At 66.1% G+C, this 16,243-nt stretch carries 12 protein-coding genes; 10 read left to right on the top strand and 2 right to left on the bottom strand.

Annotated elements, in window-relative coordinates; genetic code table 11:
- The first annotated feature begins 166 nt into the window (after positions 1-166).
- The 3 genes from FJ417_RS23230 (at position 167) to FJ417_RS23220 (ending at position 3,894) form a co-directional block, all read left to right on the top strand.
- Complete coding sequence (locus FJ417_RS23230; RefSeq protein ID WP_140785043.1) at positions 167-2,254, top strand: Wzz/FepE/Etk N-terminal domain-containing protein; 2,088 nt, start codon at positions 167-169, stop codon at positions 2,252-2,254.
- Between the two features lie 55 nt (positions 2,255-2,309).
- Positions 2,310-3,572 carry a VpsF family polysaccharide biosynthesis protein gene (locus FJ417_RS23225; protein WP_226892251.1) on the top strand — a complete coding sequence of 421 codons (1,263 nt, stop codon included), beginning with the start codon at positions 2,310-2,312 and terminating at the stop codon, positions 3,570-3,572.
- A 97-nt stretch (positions 3,573-3,669) separates the two neighbouring features.
- Positions 3,670-3,894, top strand: coding sequence for a hypothetical protein (locus FJ417_RS23220; RefSeq protein WP_181183279.1), 225 nt, complete (start codon positions 3,670-3,672; stop codon positions 3,892-3,894).
- Between the two features lie 93 nt (positions 3,895-3,987).
- Here FJ417_RS23220 and FJ417_RS23215 read toward each other — a convergent pair whose 3' ends face one another.
- Positions 3,988-5,277 (bottom strand): cellulase family glycosylhydrolase, encoded by a 1,290-nt coding sequence (locus FJ417_RS23215; RefSeq protein WP_140785042.1) that lies wholly within the window; start codon positions 5,275-5,277, stop codon positions 3,988-3,990.
- The gene (locus FJ417_RS23210; protein WP_246687525.1) at positions 5,274-6,461 is read right to left on the bottom strand and encodes a glycosyltransferase; all 1,188 of its coding nucleotides are present in this window, start codon (positions 6,459-6,461) and stop codon (positions 5,274-5,276) included. The genes FJ417_RS23215 and FJ417_RS23210 overlap by 4 nt, the downstream gene beginning before the upstream one ends.
- Positions 6,462-6,801: 340 nt before the next feature.
- Between FJ417_RS23210 and FJ417_RS23205 the strand changes: the two genes are divergently transcribed.
- The 7 genes from FJ417_RS23205 (at position 6,802) to FJ417_RS23175 (ending at position 15,994) form a co-directional block, all read left to right on the top strand.
- A complete protein-coding gene (locus tag FJ417_RS23205; protein WP_246687524.1) occupies positions 6,802-8,001 on the top strand; it encodes a glycosyltransferase family 4 protein in 1,200 nt (399 codons plus the stop codon).
- The gene (locus tag FJ417_RS23200; RefSeq protein ID WP_140785040.1) at positions 7,998-9,305 is read left to right on the top strand and encodes a hypothetical protein; all 1,308 of its coding nucleotides are present in this window, start codon (positions 7,998-8,000) and stop codon (positions 9,303-9,305) included. Before FJ417_RS23205 ends, FJ417_RS23200 begins: the two co-directional genes overlap by 4 nt.
- Positions 9,306-9,335: 30 nt before the next feature.
- Positions 9,336-10,544 carry a GNAT family N-acetyltransferase gene (locus FJ417_RS23195; RefSeq protein ID WP_246687523.1) on the top strand — a complete coding sequence of 403 codons (1,209 nt, stop codon included), beginning with the start codon at positions 9,336-9,338 and terminating at the stop codon, positions 10,542-10,544.
- A 95-nt stretch (positions 10,545-10,639) separates the two neighbouring features.
- Positions 10,640-10,864 carry a hypothetical protein gene (locus FJ417_RS23190; protein WP_140785038.1) on the top strand — a complete coding sequence of 75 codons (225 nt, stop codon included), beginning with the start codon at positions 10,640-10,642 and terminating at the stop codon, positions 10,862-10,864.
- A 265-nt stretch (positions 10,865-11,129) separates the two neighbouring features.
- Positions 11,130-13,625, top strand: a complete 2,496-nt coding sequence (gene ligD / locus FJ417_RS23185; RefSeq protein ID WP_140645476.1) for a DNA ligase D — start codon at positions 11,130-11,132, stop codon at positions 13,623-13,625.
- A gap of 336 nt (positions 13,626-13,961) precedes the next feature.
- A complete protein-coding gene (locus FJ417_RS23180; protein WP_140785037.1) occupies positions 13,962-14,873 on the top strand; it encodes a Ku protein in 912 nt (303 codons plus the stop codon).
- On the top strand, positions 14,870-15,994 hold the full coding sequence (locus FJ417_RS23175; RefSeq protein WP_246687522.1) for a tetratricopeptide repeat protein: 1,125 nt from the start codon (positions 14,870-14,872) through the stop codon (positions 15,992-15,994). Before FJ417_RS23180 ends, FJ417_RS23175 begins: the two co-directional genes overlap by 4 nt.
- Positions 15,995-16,243 lie beyond the last annotated feature (249 nt).

Below are 16,243 nucleotides of genomic sequence, written 5' to 3'. Positions count from 1 at the left end.
AATTTTTACGCTGCACTTAAATTTCTACTGCGTTGGTGCAAACTTCGTGCCAGTACCGCATCAATTTATGAACATAATTAACAGTGTTTTAATCGTTGCCGGGAATAGCTAGGCCAACGCCGCATTTCTCGTCTTGCCGGCCGATGGAGCGTTGTCGGAGCGACCTTTGCAATCACCCCTGCTCATGGTGCCTCAGCCGAACGCTCCGGAGGCGATCGCGTCGGCGCCGGCCTATTACGCGCCCGCGCCCGCCACGGTCGAGCTTGGCGATCTCGGCCGCATCCTGCTGCGCCGGCGCAAGCTGATCTTCGCAACCGTCGCGCTGCTCACCATCGCAATGCTGATCTACACCTTTCTGACGCCGGCGCTCTACTCCTCGACCGCGCAGATCATCATCGATCCGCAAGACCTCCAGGTCGTCACCAACGATGTCAATCCGAGCCGCATTTCGCCCGATGGCGGCATCACCCAGGTCGAAAGCCAGGTGAGCGTGGCCCAGTCGAACGGCGTCCTGCTGCGCGCCATCAAGGCGACCAACCTGACCGAGAACCCGGACTTCAACGGGCAGGGCGGACTTGGCCGCTGGCTGGGCATGTTCTTCGGCTCCGGCGACGGTGACAGGACGGCTGAGACGCTTGATGCGCTGCGCCGCCGCCTGGCGGTGAAGCGCGATGACAAGGTGCTGGTCCTCAACATCGTCATCACCGCCAAGAGCGCCGACCTGGCGGCGGAACTCGCCAACGCCATCGCGCAGGCCTATCTCGACGACCAGGCGGAAGCGCGCTCGAAGGCCGCCGCCGACGCTTCCGACGCGATCAGCGCCCGGCTTGATGACCAGCGCAAGCGCGTCGAGCAGGCGGCCAACGCCGTCGAGACCTACAAGGCTGAGCACAACATGGTGATGGCGGCCGGCAATCTGGTCAGCGACCAGGAACTGACCGACCTAAACACGCAGCTGACCGCCGCGCAGACCCGCACCGCGCAGCTCAAGGCGCAGGTCGACCAGCTGCGCCGGCAGGGCGGCGCGCCGGACGCGACGTCGGAGGCGATGCGCTCGCCGGTGATCGCCAGCCTCAGGGCGCAGGAGGCGACGCTGGTCGATCAGATCGCGCAGTTCGGCACCGAGCTCGGGCCGCGCCATCCCTCGATGATCTCTGCGCAGCAGCAGCTGAGCGACCTGCGCAAGCTGATTTCGCGCGAGCTCGGCCGCCTCGTCACCGCCGCCGAGACCGATTACGAGCGCGCCTTGGCCAACCAGAAGGCGCTGGAGGCCAAGGTGGCGTCGCTGAAGGGCAAGTCACTCGACACCGACCAGGCGTCGGTCAGGCTGCGCGAGCTGCAGCGCGATCTCGACGCCGTGCGCACCGTTTATGCCAATTACCTGCAGCGCGCCCAGGAAACGCGCGAGCAGACCAACGTCAACAGCACCAACGCCCGCATCATCTCGCAGGCCATGCCGGCGCTGAAGAAGAGCTGGCCGCCGAAGGGGCTGCTTGTGTTCGGCGCGATCTTCGGCGGGCTGGCGCTGGGCGTCGGCATGGCGCTGATCGCCGAATATCTGTCGCCGACCGTGCTGTCCGCCAACCAGATGCAGTCGGCCATCGAGGCGCCGGTGCTGGGCGTGTTGCCGGGCAAGGCGCGGCGCCGCTCCGGCGGCGCGGCGCAAAAGACCGACGCCGTGGCGGGGCTCGCGCTACAGCGCATCGCCGCCGCCACCAGGCGTCCGCCGGACTGGCCGCTGGTCCCCTCGATCCTGGTGGCGTCGCCGCCCGAGGACAAGGCCCAGCGGTCGAGGGTTGCATGGCAACTCGCCAACGCGGCGGCGGCCAGGGGGCGCCGCGTGCTGTTCATCGACATCAATGCCGGCAAGGGCCAGAAGGATCCGCAGCCCGGCGTGCTCGACGTGCTGCGCGGCGAATATCCGCTCGACGCGGTCAGCCGCTATGCGCCCGGCAGTTCCGTGGCGCTCATCGGCAGAGGCCGGCCGACCGCGGTGTTCCAGGAAGCGCAGGCGCTCTATTTCGCCCATCGCATGCTGGCCGAGGCCAATCGCAGCTTCGAGCTCGTCGTCGTCGACGGCGGCGCGCTGGCGGACGACCTCAACGTCCTGCCGCTGGTCGCCATGGCCGACGAGATCCTGCTCGTCGCCAGGCTGAACGCGACGCCGATGCGCGACGTCGCCTCGACCTCCGAAGCGGTCTCGGTCATGGGGCGGCTGCCGACCGGTGCCATGCTGGTCGACGAGGCGGCCTGACATGGCTTCGACCCTGGCTGGTTCCGCTGGGCCTGTTCCTGCTTCGGGCTACGGCATGGCCGGCCCGCGCACTGTCCCTGTCGACACGCTGACCCGTCTCGGCATCACCGTCGCTGTGCTGCTTCTGTTTTCCGTCTCCGGCGGCATGCTGTGGCTCGCCGGTTATAATTACGACGGCCTGCAGGGCAGTCCGCTGAGCAAGATCCACCCGTCCACCTATCTCTTCGTGCTCGTCTTCGTCTGGCGCTCCTGCACCTTCGGCAATCCGGTCGGTTATGCCGTTTACGTCGCCAACAAGCGGCCGGCCACGACGCTGATGGCGGTGATCTCGACGGTGCTTCTCTTCGTCGTCATCCTCAGGCAGCGTCCCGGCATGGCCGGCATGATCGACACGTTCGTCGCGCCGGCGCTGCTCGTGCTGCTGCTCAGCGAGGATGACGAGAAGACCTTTGCCCGGCTGCAGACCGTCATCCATGTCGTCATGACCGTGAATGCGCTGCTGGCGCTGTTCGAGTTCGGCACCAAGCATCTCGTGTTCCCGTATCGGTTCGACGGCGCGGTGTTCGTCAACGATCTGCGCTCGACGGCGTTGCAGGGGCACCCGCTCTCCAATGCCACTGTCACCTCCATCTATGTGCTGTCGCTGCTATCCGGCTCGCGTTCCCTGTCGACGCCGCTCAGGCTGGCGCTCGTCGGCCTGCAGTTCTGCGCGCTGGTCGTCTTCGGCGGCCGCTCGGGAATGGTGCTGACGATCCTGCTCGGCGGCGTCTATTTGCTCATCCGCGGCGTGGCGCAGCTCACGACCGGACGCGTCAACCTGCTGGGCGCTGCGCTGGTGATCATGCTCGCCGCGCTGCTGCCGCTGGCGCTCGCGCTCGCCGGTTACTACGGCTTCTTCGACGCGCTGCTCGAACGTTTCGTCTCCGACAGCGGCAGCGCCAATGCCCGCGTCGAGATGTTCGATCTCTTCAGGCATCTGGAACTGCGCGACCTGATCGTCGGACCCGATGTCGACCTGCTCGACAGCATGCGCCGCATCAGCGGCCTGGAGCAGGGCATCGAGAACCCGATCCTGCGCCTGACACTTTACCAGGGCGCGTTCTTCACGCTTCTGATCTTCTTCGGCTTCGCGCTGTTCATGCACGAGGTCGCGCGCCGCTGTCATCCGGGTATCTGGCTGCCGATGCTGGGCTGGCTCATCCTGCTCAACACCTCCGAAAGCATCGCCTCCAAGACGACGCTGATGACCAAATTCGTGGTGATGGCGCTGGCGCTTTATCGGCCGGCGAGGGTTGTGCGTCAACGGATGCAGGCATAGCGCTCTACGGCGCACCCTCTGTCCTGCCGGGCAGAGGGGGCGCGACGGAACTCCGCAACTCGACCGCCGCTTCCGAAAGCGCCTCGCCACCGACCTCGTGGCGGCGACGCTGGCCGAAAGCGTCGGCCGCGACGCCGCCGACCCCGACGCGCAGCTCGCGGCCAGCCTGCTGCTGGCAACGTGGACTGTCGCCTTCCTCGGGGCGCATCGGACTTTTCGCGAGACCCGCAGCCGGGAGAAAGCGAACGATGTTTTCCTGGCGCTCGTCGACAAGGGGGCTGCAGGCCTGAAAGCCGCGATGACCGGCACGCCTTATCTGTGAGCGATGCAGGCTCGACGTCCCGAACGAAGCGCGGGCTGTCGGCCAGCTCTTGCGTGAAACCAGACCTTTAGCGCGATTTGTTGATTCAACAAATCAAGCGCGCGGCATCGTCAGCCCGAGCGCTTCGACCATCGCCGGGTCGAGCGCGCGCGTGGTGTCGTCCATCATGCCCATGCCGTCGAACAGATCCCAGAATGCCCAGGGAAAGCCGGCGGCTTCGGCGCTTTGCCGGACATCGGCGATGTAGCGGGCGCGGTCGGGATTGGGCGCTGCGGTGTATCGGGCATCGGTGCGCAACGCGCCGAATTCACCCATGATGATGCGCTCAGGCGCGATGCCGTTTCTGTCCGCCCAGTCGCTCACCTGCTTCAGGTAGCCGTCGATGAAGCGGCGGTCGGGCTGGGCGTCGAAATAGACTTTCAGCACCTTTTCGGTCTCTTCGTAGGCGGCCCTCTTGGCCTCGTCGGACCTTTCCGTGTCCGCAGCCATCCTTGCCCTGACCGAGGCCAGCGTCTGTTCCAGCGTCCCGGCGGAGGCTGGCCAGGGCACATTGTTCAGGGCGCGGTACACCGGCTCGCGCATCCACGGCGCGCCCTGATGGCTGAATAGATAGGGCTCGTAGAAGTGGAAGGTGAACAGGATCGGCTCGAATTCCGCCAGCGGCGCCGGATCGAGCGCGGTCAGCCCGCGCACCATCGAGCCGCCGCCGCCGGTGGCGAGCAGCGGCAGCTTTCGCGCCGGGCCCCGCGCGGCGGTCAGCAGCGCGGCCTGAACCTTGGGCCAGACATCGGAAGAACAGTCCTGCGGCGGTTCGTTGACCGGCTCCAGCGCGACCCTGCCGGGCGCCATGCCTTCGAGCATGCCGGCCACCTCGCCGACGAAGCCCTGGTAGCGCGCAAACTCAGGCGCGCTGGTGCTGGAATACATGCGGTCGGGATTCCAGTAATGCGTAGCGCCATTGGCTTGAACGTTGACGATGACGCCGAGATCGGCGGCGACGGCCGCCTCGACCGCCGCGCTCAGCATTGCCATGAGGTCGGCGCGCTGGCCCGCATCGGCTGCAAGGAACGGGCCCGGATCGACGGGCAGGCGGATGAAATCGAGGCCGCTGGCGCGCAGCCGGACAAGGTCGGCCAGTGTCGGCACCGGCCGCTGCGATTGGAAGGGCGGCCAGTCATAGTCGGTGCGGGGCGCGGGAAATTCGCGCGTCAGCGCAAACCACGGCCAGGTGTTGACGCCGCGCCTGAAAGGCCATGCGCCGGTTGCGGCCTGCGCCGAATATGAGAGTGGCGAGACCGCTGTCGCCAGTGGCGCAGTTGCCGCGGCCAGTGCCGCGCCGAGGATACGGCGGCGCGACCAGCCGGCCGTGTGTGGGCCAGTCATGCGTGCTTGGCGCGGTCGGCTTTCGCCGGCGCGGCGGTGGCAACGCCGAGCTGCCGCAGCGCTTCCTTCTCATAAGCGCTAAGCACGTCTTCCCATCGGAAGGCCTCGCGGGCGCGGGCCCGCGCCGCCTTGCCGCAGCGTGCCGCCAACGCGTCGTCGGCCAGCGCCTCGTCGATCCGTTGGCTCAGGCTCTCGGTGTCGCTGAAATAGATCGCCGCATCGCCGGCGACCCAGCGGTTGTAGCGGTTGTCATGCGCGATCACCATGTTGCCGGCGGCCAGCGCCTCGACCAGCGAGGGGTTGGTGCCGCCAACAGTGTGGCCGTGCATATAGGCGCGCGCATGATAGCGCAGCGCCTTCACCACCGCCTGGTCGTAGATCGCGCCCGGCATGATCACCGCGTTGCCCGCCGCGGCGCGCACGGCGCGGTGGTAAGGAATGTCGTCATTGAGCGTGCCGAGCACCACCAGCTTCATGTCGCCGCGATCGCGGCGGCGGAAGGCTTCAATGATCGGCAAGATGTTGTTGTCGGGCTCGATCCGCGCGATCGAGACCAGATATTTGCCGGGCTCGAGCCCGAGCGCGCGAATGGGTTCCTCCGGCGCCGAGGTCACCGGGTCCGCGCCATAGGCGATCGTGGCGATGGCGCTGCGCGGCCGCCGTGTCGCCAGATGGTCGGCGATCGCCGGGTGGTCGGCGACGAGCCGGTGCGAGAGCCAGGCGCCGATCCATTCGTTGAGCCAGAACCAGCCGCGCGCCGCCGGTCCCCATTTCGGCCGCCGCCACTCGATGCCGTCCATATTGGTGAGGATCTTGCGCCCTCGGAGCCTCAACCAGGTCAGGAACACCGCGCCGTTATAGCCCAGCACTAGGCAGACACCCGGCCGCCTGGCGGCGTCGAGCACGCACTGCCAGTCGAATTCCAGCGTCGCGCGCGGACCCTTGGAGGCAACCTCGATGGTGATGAGCTCGATGCCGCGCCAGGTCTCGCTCGTCACCCTTCGACCGACGCGCCCGACCTCCTTCTGGCAGTAGACGCCGACCTTCCAGCCGCGTCCGGCCAGGAAAAGCGCCAGCCGCTCGGCGAACGTTTCGAAGCCGCCGTGAGAAGCCGGAATGCCGCGCGTCCCCAGGATCAGGATCGAAGGCTTTTCGATCAGGGTGGAAGGTCGTTCCGGTTTCAAAATGAAGGATTCCCCGGGGTCCGGTCATGGTTGTTGTTAAATCAATGAAATGCCCAGCAACTTCCGTGCCAGGGTACCCCCAGGGCGAATATTCACATGAAGGTGTAAAATTTCTCTTCAGAACGCATGGCTTGCTTCATTATCGGTCAACTTTCGCGACGTATCTGTATCGATACGGGGCACGGCCGGCTTCCTGGGTCGCAGCAGGGCGTTCAAGACCCGGCATGATCCTTGCTCCCGGGCCTGCAGTGGCCACCGCTGGGTAAGGCGGCGTGCGGATTTGGCATGAAGTTCCTTCCGCGCTTGAAGGGTCCGGTGCTGAGCGGACCCGGGGTGCAAGGTGGAAAAGATAGCAATGCGCATCGCCTGCGTTCATCAGGGCTACGAGCTCTATGGTTCGGACCGCAGCTTCGCGGAGAGCGTGGCTGCGCTGCGCGCCGCGTTTCCGGCCGCCGAGATCGAGGTCGTGCTGCCGCGCGAGGGGCCGATCGTCGATATCCTCAGGCCGCATGCCAGCCGCATCGTGTTCGAACCGCTCTGGGTGCTCCGGCGCCAGGCGATACTCAAGCTCGCCACCATTGAGATGGCGCGGCTGCCGGCGGCGCTCTGGCGCGCCTGGCGGCGCATGCGCGACAACGACCTGACCTATATCAACACCTCGATCATCGCCGACTATGCGCTGGCCGCGCGGCTCCTGCCGCGCAAGGCGCTGCTGCACATCCACGAGATCCCGGAAGGCGTCCTGCGCAAGGTGCTTGTCGCGCTGATGCGCTGGAGCAAGGCGGATCTGATCTTCAACTCGCGCGCAACGCGCGCCACCTTCGGCGATCCGCCGGCCCTCGATGCCAAGGGGCGGCGCACGCATGTCGTCTATAACGGCGTTGCCGGCCCCGCCGCGGCCCTGCCGATGACCTATGATGGCAGCCGCCCGCTCAAGGTCCTGCTGCTTGGCCGCGTCAACCGTATCAAGGGGCAGGAGGTGCTGCTTGATGCCGTCGCCTCGCTCCAAGCCGAATTGCGCGACCGCGTCGAGGTCCGCCTGGTCGGCGGCGCCTTCGAAAGCGTCGAACGCGAGCAGGCGTTGGCTGAACTGGTCGGGCGCATGGGGCTGACCGGGCATGTCGAGGTGCTGCCTTTCGTCTCCGACCCCGCCGACCATTATCGCTGGGCCGACATCGTCACGGTGCCGTCGCGCCGCCCGGAATCGCTCGGCCGCGTCGCCATCGAGGCGATGGGCTGGGGACGGCCGCCGCTGGTGTCGGCGATCGGCGGGCTGGTGGAAGTGGTGGCCGATGGCGAGACCGGCTGGCATGTGCCGCCGGGCAACTCAGCCGCCCTTGCCGGCAAGCTCGGCGAAATCATCCTGCGGCCGGATCTATGGCGCGACTTTGCCGCCGCCGGTCGCGCGCGCTACGAGGCGGTCTTCAGCGAGCCGATCGCCGCCGCCGCGATCGTGGCGATCGTGGCCGACAAGCTTAAGGCGACGCCGCCGCGGCAGGGGCGGGCGCGTGTCGCCCGCGAGGCGGAGACGAGCCCGTGAAGTTCACCTTCCCGGCCCATCTGGTGCGGCGCCTCATGCTGATGATCGGCGGCGAGGCGATGCAGAGCGGCTTCCATTTCGCCCTCAACATCGCGCTGCTGCATCTTTTGTCGGCCGAAGGTTACGGGCTCTTCGCGCTGGCCATGGTGATGGGCGGCGTCGGCTTGTCCTATATCCGCTCGCTCACCGCCGTTCCCGCCACAATATGGATGAGCAAAAGCGCCAACAGCGCCGGCGTCGACGCCTACGACGTGACCTTCGGATCGGCGGCGCTGGTGGTGGCGCTGCTGATGGGATTGGGCACCGGGCTGCTGATGCGCCTCCTGGGCGACCCGAGCGGCATCGGCGCCGCCTGCTTCGTCGGGGCCTGGTCGCTGCGCAGCCATATGCGCACCGCCTTCTTCGCGCGCCGCATGCAGCTCGTCGTCTCCATCAGCGACGCCGTGTTCACGATCGCGGGCATAGTGCTCGCAGGAGCGGCGATCTGGTTCTTCGCGGACGCGCTTCAGGCCACCTTCTACGCGCTTGCCGCGGCCAATATGGTCGGCATCGCCGTGCTGGTGAGGCTGGCGCGCCGCAGGCTGCGTATCTCCTTCCGCGCCCCGACCTTGCGGCGCTATGCAAAGCTCTGGCCGCAGCTTTGCTGGTCGGGGTTCAGCGCCACCACCACCAACATTCAGGGGCAATGCCTGGCCCTGCTGGTCGCCGGCATCGCCGGACCCGCGGCTTACGCGCCGCTGGCGGCGGTGCTGGTGCTGTTTGCGCCGCTGCGCATCTCCAGCCTTGCCTTCTCGAACATGACGCAGCCGGAACTCGCAAAGCTGGTGCGCAACAAGGAGTTCGACCGCGTGTGGACGCAGGCCAAGATCTGGGCGCTCGTCATGGGGCTTGGCAGCCTGGCCTATGGTTGCGGCATCCTGTTCATCTTGCCGATGATCAAATCCCAGGCCCTGCAGCATGCCTCGGTCGGGCTGATCGGGCTTTTCGCCATCGCCAATTATGTACCGATTATGGCTTATGTCATGCCGCGCGTGGTCCTCGAGATCCTCGGCGATTTCCGCATCGTCGCCTTCATCACCATGGCCGGCGCGATCGTCGGACTGGCGACGATCGGGATTCTGCTGGCCATCGCGCCGTCGACATGGTCGCTGGCGGGCGCCGCGGTCTCCGAGACCTTCGTGCTCGTGGCCTCATGGTATTTCGCTGCCCACCGTATGTGGAACTCCAAGCACCCGAACGAGCAGCGCCCCAGCGTGTTCGGCGCCTGGCGCCGCGCGGCCACGCTGGCAGTGCAGAGACGATAGGAGAATGATGTGGTAAGCCAGGCAATGCCGATGGCCGCAATGACGACCGGCTTGGCCGACGATGAGGCCGCACCGCACGCCGCCGGCGCCGCCAGCGGCGCTTACGTGGCGCAACTGCACACCAGTCTCGAAGCGGTCAAACCGCTCTGGCTGCGTCTCGAGACAGAGGGCGTGTGCACCGGCCACCAGCATTTCGCCTGGGCCGAAGGGATCGTCGAAGGGCTCGTGCCGCAAAAGGCCGACCTCGCCATCGTCGAGGTGAGGGACGCCGGCACGGGCGAGTCGAGGATGCTTGTGCCGCTGATGCGCCGCCGCGCATTCCACCATTGGGTGATCGAATGGCTGAGCTGCGGCGTGTGCGACTATTCCGCGCCTTTGCTCGCCGACGCGACGCCGTGGACCAGGCAATCCGCCGAGGCTGCCTGGACGGCAGTGCTTTCCGTGCTGCCGCCGGCCGACCGCATCCACATCGTCGGTATCCCGAAGGAGGTCGGCGGTGTCGCCAATCCCCTGGCGCTGCTTGCGCCGGCGCGCGACTCCATCCACTCGCACTACGGCATCGCCATGGACGGCGACGCCGAAACCGTCGTCAAGCGCATCTGCCGACCGTCCTTCGTCAAGGCGCTCAACAAGGACTTGCGCCGGCTCGATCGCAATGGCGGCCTGGCCCTGGTCGAGGCCGACACGCCGGCCCTGGTGGACGCCATCTTCGGCAAGCTGGTCGAGATGCGGCTCAGCCGTTTTCGCGAGCTCGGCCGCTTCGATCTCCTCGCGCAGCCGCCGGTGGTCGATTTCTACCGCGAAGCCGCGCATCGCGGCCTGACGGACGGTTCGGTGCGGATCTTCGGCCTGCGCGCCGGCGAGGTCATGGTCGCGGTCCAGTACCTGGCGGCCCATCTGGGCACCTTGCATGCGCTTCTGATCGCGATCGACCAGGGCGCGGTGCCCAATGTTTCGCCGGGGCTCTGCATCATGGGCGAGCTGATCCGATGGGGGCGCGGCGCCGGCTTCGACTATTTCGACCTGTCGGTCGGCAACCAGAGCTACAAGGAACATATGGGCGCGGTGAAGTCGGTTCTGTCCGAGCTTTGCTACGGCATCACACTGAAGGGCGTGGCGGCGAGCGAGGCCATCAAATACCGCGGCCGGGGCGTGGCTTTCGTGCGCGACAACCCGCGCCTGTTCAAGGTCGCGCAGGAGTTCATGCAGCGCTGGCGGCGACTGCGGGCGCCGCGGTGAACGGCAGCCTGCGTCCGGCAAATTGACTCATATTGAGCTCTCCGCCATGCTTATGGTCAGCCGCATCTCCAGCGGCGGCGTGTTCGAGTGAGGCCATGGTCAGTCCGGTCGCCAGAGAAAAGTCCCGCCGCGCCGCGGTGAAGACCGCGCTCGACCGCCACAAGGTTTACGTCACCGCGCAGCGTTTTTCCGGCGGTTCCTACAGCGCCCGCGTGCTGGTCGACGGCGAGGCCTACTGGGTCGACGAGTTCCGGCTGAGCCAATTGCGGCAAGGGCTGACGCCGGCCGAGCTGGAATTGACGCCGGCGATTGACGATTGATCCAGTTCCCTTGCTCCGCCGCGCTGTAGGAAAATCTGAAATGCTGGCGGGACAGCACCCCCCTCTGTTCTGCCGGACATCTCCCCCGCAAGGGGGGAGATCAGATGTCATCACCGTTTTCGCCAATCGCCAACGCTGCAGAAGGGGCGCCGGCAGCCAAGCTGCCAATCTCCCCCCTTGCGGGGGAGATGTCCGGCAGGACAGAGGGGGGTGTGACGGAACGCGGCGTCGGCAAGGCGAGCTTGCCATCGCTCCCGCCTGACCCATGGCCGCCAACCTCAAACCCTACCGCGCCAAGCGCGAATTCTCCCGCACGCCCGAGCCGGCGGGCAGCCTTGCGGGCGGAGAGGGCAACCGCTTCGTCGTCCACAAGCACCACGCCACAGCTGACCACTATGACCTGCGCCTGGAAGTCGGCGGCGTGCTCAAAAGCTGGGCCGTCCCGCGCGGTCCTTCGCTCAACCCGGCCGACAAGCGTCTCGCCGTCGAGACCGAGGACCATCCGATCGAATATATCGACTTCGAGGGCGTCATCCCCGAGGGCGAATATGGCGGCGGGCCGATGATCGTCTGGGACACCGGCACCTGGGCGCCGATGGACGATGTCGAGAAGGGCCTCAAGACCGGTGCCTTCAAGTTCCGCCTTGCCGGCGAGAAGCTCAATGGCGGCTGGATGCTGACGCGGCTGAAGCCCAAGCCCGGCGAGGATGAGAACAAGAAGAACTGGCTGCTCTTCAAGGAGCGCGATCTCGCTGCCGATCCCAAGCTCGACATCCTCGAAGCGCGGCCGGAAAGCGTGAAATCGGGACGGCGCATCGAGGAACTGGTCGCCGTGAAGAAACCGCCGCGCTTGCCGCCGAAAGCCGGTTCGCTGAAGCCCGGCGCGCTGCCCGGCGCTGTGAGAGGCGATCCGCCAAGCCGCGTCGAGCCGCAGCTCGCCACGCAGGTGCCGAAACCGCCGGGCGGCGATGATCCCGCCGGGCGCACCGGCGAGCTCTGGCTGCACGAGATAAAATTCGACGGCTACCGCACCATGGCGCATGTGGTGGATGGAACGGTGAGATTGATGACCCGCGCGGGCATCGACTGGACGAAACGCTATGGCGATCTCCCGCAGGCCTTTTCGCGGCTGCCGGTCAGCCGGGCGATCATCGACGGCGAGATCATGGTGCTCGACGACAAGGGCATCTCGCGCTTCGCGCTGCTGCAGGACGCGCTGGCCGAGGGCGCCGGCTCGAAACTCCACTTCTACGCCTTCGACCTGCTCCATCTCGATGGCTGGGACCTGCGCAAGGCGCCGCTGCAAAAGCGCAAGGCCCTGCTTGCCGAACTCCTCGCCGGCCAAGCCGCCAACGCCGCCATCCAGTATAGCGATCATGTCGAGGGCGACGGGCGCGGGCTCTACCAGCAAGCAACGGAACTCGGGCTGGAAGGCGTCGTTTCCAAACGCGCCGACGCCATCTACCAAAGCGGCCGCACCAAGAGCTGGACCAAGGTGAAGGCGCAAGAGAAAGGCGACTTCGTCATCGCCGGCTACACCGTTTCCGACCGGGCTGAGGGGCTGGCGGCGCTGGGCATGGCCGAATTCGAGAATGGCGAACTGCACTATCGCGGCAAGGTAGGCACCGGCTTCGACAGCGATATGGCACGGGATCTCCTCGCCCGGCTGGAACGGCTGACCGCCGGCGCTACGCCGCCCGAAGGCGCGCCGCGCGAGATCATGCGCGAGATGCACTGGGTGAAGCCGCTGCTGTCGGCCCGCATCCACTATGCCAACCGCACCGCCGACAATTCGCTGCGCCACGGGGTCTTTCGCGGCCTGCGCGATATCGGCGGGCTCACCACGCCGGTGCCGGTCAAGCGCAAGCGGCTGATCGCCGAGTCCGATCTTGCCACCATCTGGGTGACCAATCCGGAACGGCGGCTGTTCGGCAAGACCGGGCCGACCAAGCTCGACATCGCCGTCTATTACGCGCTGGTCGGCGATTTCATGCTGCCGCACATCATCGGCCGTCCGGTGTCGCTGGTGCGCTGCCCGACAGGGCGGCCGCAGGACTGCTTCTTTCAGCGCCACGCCTTCACCGGCATGCCGCCTTCGGTCGCGGTGTTCGAGAGCAGCAATTCGGAAGGCGAGACAAAAACCTATCTCTCGGTCGAGGACGCCAAGGGCTATCTGGCGCTGGCGCAATTCGGCGTGGTGGAATTCCACACCTGGGGCACGCACCGGTCAAAACTCGACAAGCCCGACCAGATCGTCTTCGACCTCGACCCGGGCGAGGGGATTTCCTGGCGCGAGGTGGTGGAGGCGGCGGTCCACATCAAGGGCGGGCTGGAGAGCCTCGGCCTGGTGCCTTTCGCGAAAACCTCCGGCGGCAAGGGTATCCACATCACCGTACCAGTGACGCGCAAGCAGAACTGGAAGAAACTGCACCAGGTGAGCAGCGCCATTTCGACTTTGCTGGCCGCGAGCGCGCCCGACACCTTCACCACCACGATGGGCAAGGAAAACCGCAAGAAGCGCATCTTCATCGACTTCCACCGCAACGCCCGCGGCCACACCTCCGCCGCGCCTTACTCGCTGCGCGCCCGCACCAACCTGCCGGCCTCGACTCCGGTAAGCTGGACCGACCTGGAAACGATCGACGCGCCGGAGGATCTGAACTACGCCTCGCTGCCGGGGCTGCTGGAGACGTCCGGCGATCCCTGGGCGGAGATCGATGAGGCGGCCAGGGATTTGCCGGTGGTGGAGAATGGGCTGTAGCCTCTCGGCGTCGTCGTTCTAGGGTCTGCGCGCGTGCCTTCGCTCCTTGCTCCACCCTAGAACGACGAAATGTCGAGGCCTTCAGCCAATCGCCGGCGTCTCAATTCCTCTCCATCGACGCTCGATACAATTTGAACTATCCTCCGTCGCAACTCCGCCCGAAAACACTTCGCTAGGGTTTTACCGCTACGATCAAAGGTCGGTGTAGGATTTCCACGGCGCTGTTCGTCCTACGGACGAAGCGCTGCAGAGCATGGTCCCAAAAAGTGGGAACCGGTTTTTGGACAAGACCATGCTCCAACATAGTGTCAGTGCATGGCCGCGTAGGAGTTCATCATGGCGCCCAGGGCAAGTTGGAAAGGTTACCTCAAGCTCAGTCTCGTCAGCTGTCCAGTCCGGCTCTATCCGGCCACCAGCGCGAGCGAGCGCATCTCGTTCAACCAGTTGCACAAGAAGACCCACAACCGCATCAACATGAAGCCGGTCGATCCCGAGCTCGGCCTCGTCGAGCGTTCGGACCTAGTGCGCGGCTACGAATATGAGGACAAGCAATATATCATCATCGACGACGCCGACCTCGATGCGGTGAGGATCGAATCCAATCATACGATGAACATCGAGGCCTTCGTCGACGAGGGCGAGGTCGACGTCATCTACCAGGACGCGCCCTATTACCTGGCGCCTGACGGCGCCATGGCCGAGGAAACCTTCGCGGTTCTGCGCGAGGCGATGCGCAAGTCCGGCAAGGTCGCCATCGCCCGCCTGGTGCTTTCCAGCCGCGAGCGCGTGGTGACGATAGGCGCGCGCGAGAACGGCATGTTCGTCTGCACCTTGAGGAACCCCAACGAAGTGCGCGGCACCACTGAATATTTCGGCAACATTCCGGACGCCAAGCCCGATGCGGAAATGCTGCAGCTGGCCGAGGCGCTGATCAAGCAGAAGGAAACCCACTTCGATCCGAAGAACTATGAGGATCGCTACGAGGTGGCGCTCATGGCGATGATCCGCGAGAAGCTCAAAGGGCACAAGCCGATCATCGCGGCGGCGCCCGAGCGCGGCAATGTCATCAACCTGATGGATGCGCTGAAAGCGAGCCTGTCGCAGCAGGCGAAGCCTCCGGCCAAGTCGAAGAGCAAGGCCGAGGAAGCATCCGCAAAACCCGCCAGGAAGGCGGCCGCCGGCGGCGGCGCGCCTGAGAATCCGCTGAAGGCGAACCTGTTGAAGGCCGTCGGCAAGAGCAAGAAGTGACGGGAAATGCAGGGCCAGTGATCGTTCCCGGCGCCGTCTTCGGCGTCGTCGGCGCGCTGGCCGCCTTTCCGCTGCGGCTTGCCGTGCGCGAGGTCGAGCGCCGCCACGCGGAGCTGAGGCGCGGCGTCACCCGCCGCACTTCACATGTCGTGTTCGGCCGCACGCTTCTCGCCAAGGCAGGCCTGACTAGGACCGGCGATGCGGAGATCGAGCGCCGTGTTGCCACCGAGCGAGCCGCCGGGCGCATCCTGATCAGCGAGAACGGTTTTCTGCGCCTGCTTGGGCTGATGAAGGCGCCCGAAGCGTCCTCGCTCTCCCGGCAATCACTCATCGATCAGTCGCGACTTGCCGCCGGCGATCTCGACATGCTGTCGCTGTTCGATGCCTTCGAGCATGACGCCGAGCCCTATTCGTTCCGCGACCTGATCCTGGCGAGGAAATATGCCGGGCTGATCGCAAGCGGCGCGTCCTGGGGCGCGATTGCGCGCTCGGTGCACCGCTCGGGCCCGGTCGCGTCGCTCACCGCCAAGTCGCTCAACCTCGGCTCGCAGCATGGCCGCCCCGACGCGATCTATCTCGACGAAGGCCGAAGCGAGCTCGACGGCCAATTGCTGTTCGATCTCGGCTCGCCCGAAGACGACACGCTGGAGGAACTCTTTGCCGAGGCGGAGATGGCGGAAGAGGAGGGGCGCCACGACGATGCCGCGGCCCTTTACCAGCGCTGCCTGGCGATCGATCCCAAGGATGCGATTGCCGCCTTCAACCGCGCCAACTGCCTGCGCGGCGCCGGCCGGATTGCCGAAGCCGCGCATGACTATGCGCGAGCCATAAAACTCGACCCGGGTTTCGTCGAGGCCTGGTTCAATCTAGCCGGCCTGATGAGCGATGAGGGCAAGGTTGCCTCGGCGCGCAGGCATCTGCAGAAGGCGATGGCGCTCGACAAGACCTACGCCGATCCGGTCTTCAATCTCGCGCGGCTGGAGTTCGACGGTGGCAATCTCGTCGAAGCTCGGCGGCTGTGGGTGCGCTATCTGGAGCTGGATGCGGTATCCGAATGGGCGCGGACTGCGCAGAAGGGGATACAGTTCGTGGATCTGCATATGGCACGCACGGCGGGGTGACGATGATTGGCGAAGGCCGTCGCGACAGCCAATCTCCCCCCTTGTGGGGGAGATGGCCGGCAGGACAGAGGGGGGCGCTGTCCCGCCGGCCTCTCAACCTCTTGCGGCCGCCGGTTCTGGAGTTGTCTTCATGTAAGCGGCGAAGCCGGTATTCCTTCGCGCCCCCCTCTGGCCTGCCGGCCATCTCCCCCACAAGGGGGGAGATCAGCAGCTTCGCCGTCGCGCCGGGAACAATCCCATGACCACTTT

Origin of the sequence: Mesorhizobium sp. B3-1-7, from assembly GCF_006439385.1 — a bacterium.
In the GTDB taxonomy this organism is placed as follows: Bacteria; Pseudomonadota; Alphaproteobacteria; order Rhizobiales; family Rhizobiaceae; genus Mesorhizobium.
The sequence above is the reverse complement of the archived record's forward strand: the minus strand, read 5'-3'. Positions and strand labels throughout refer to the sequence as shown.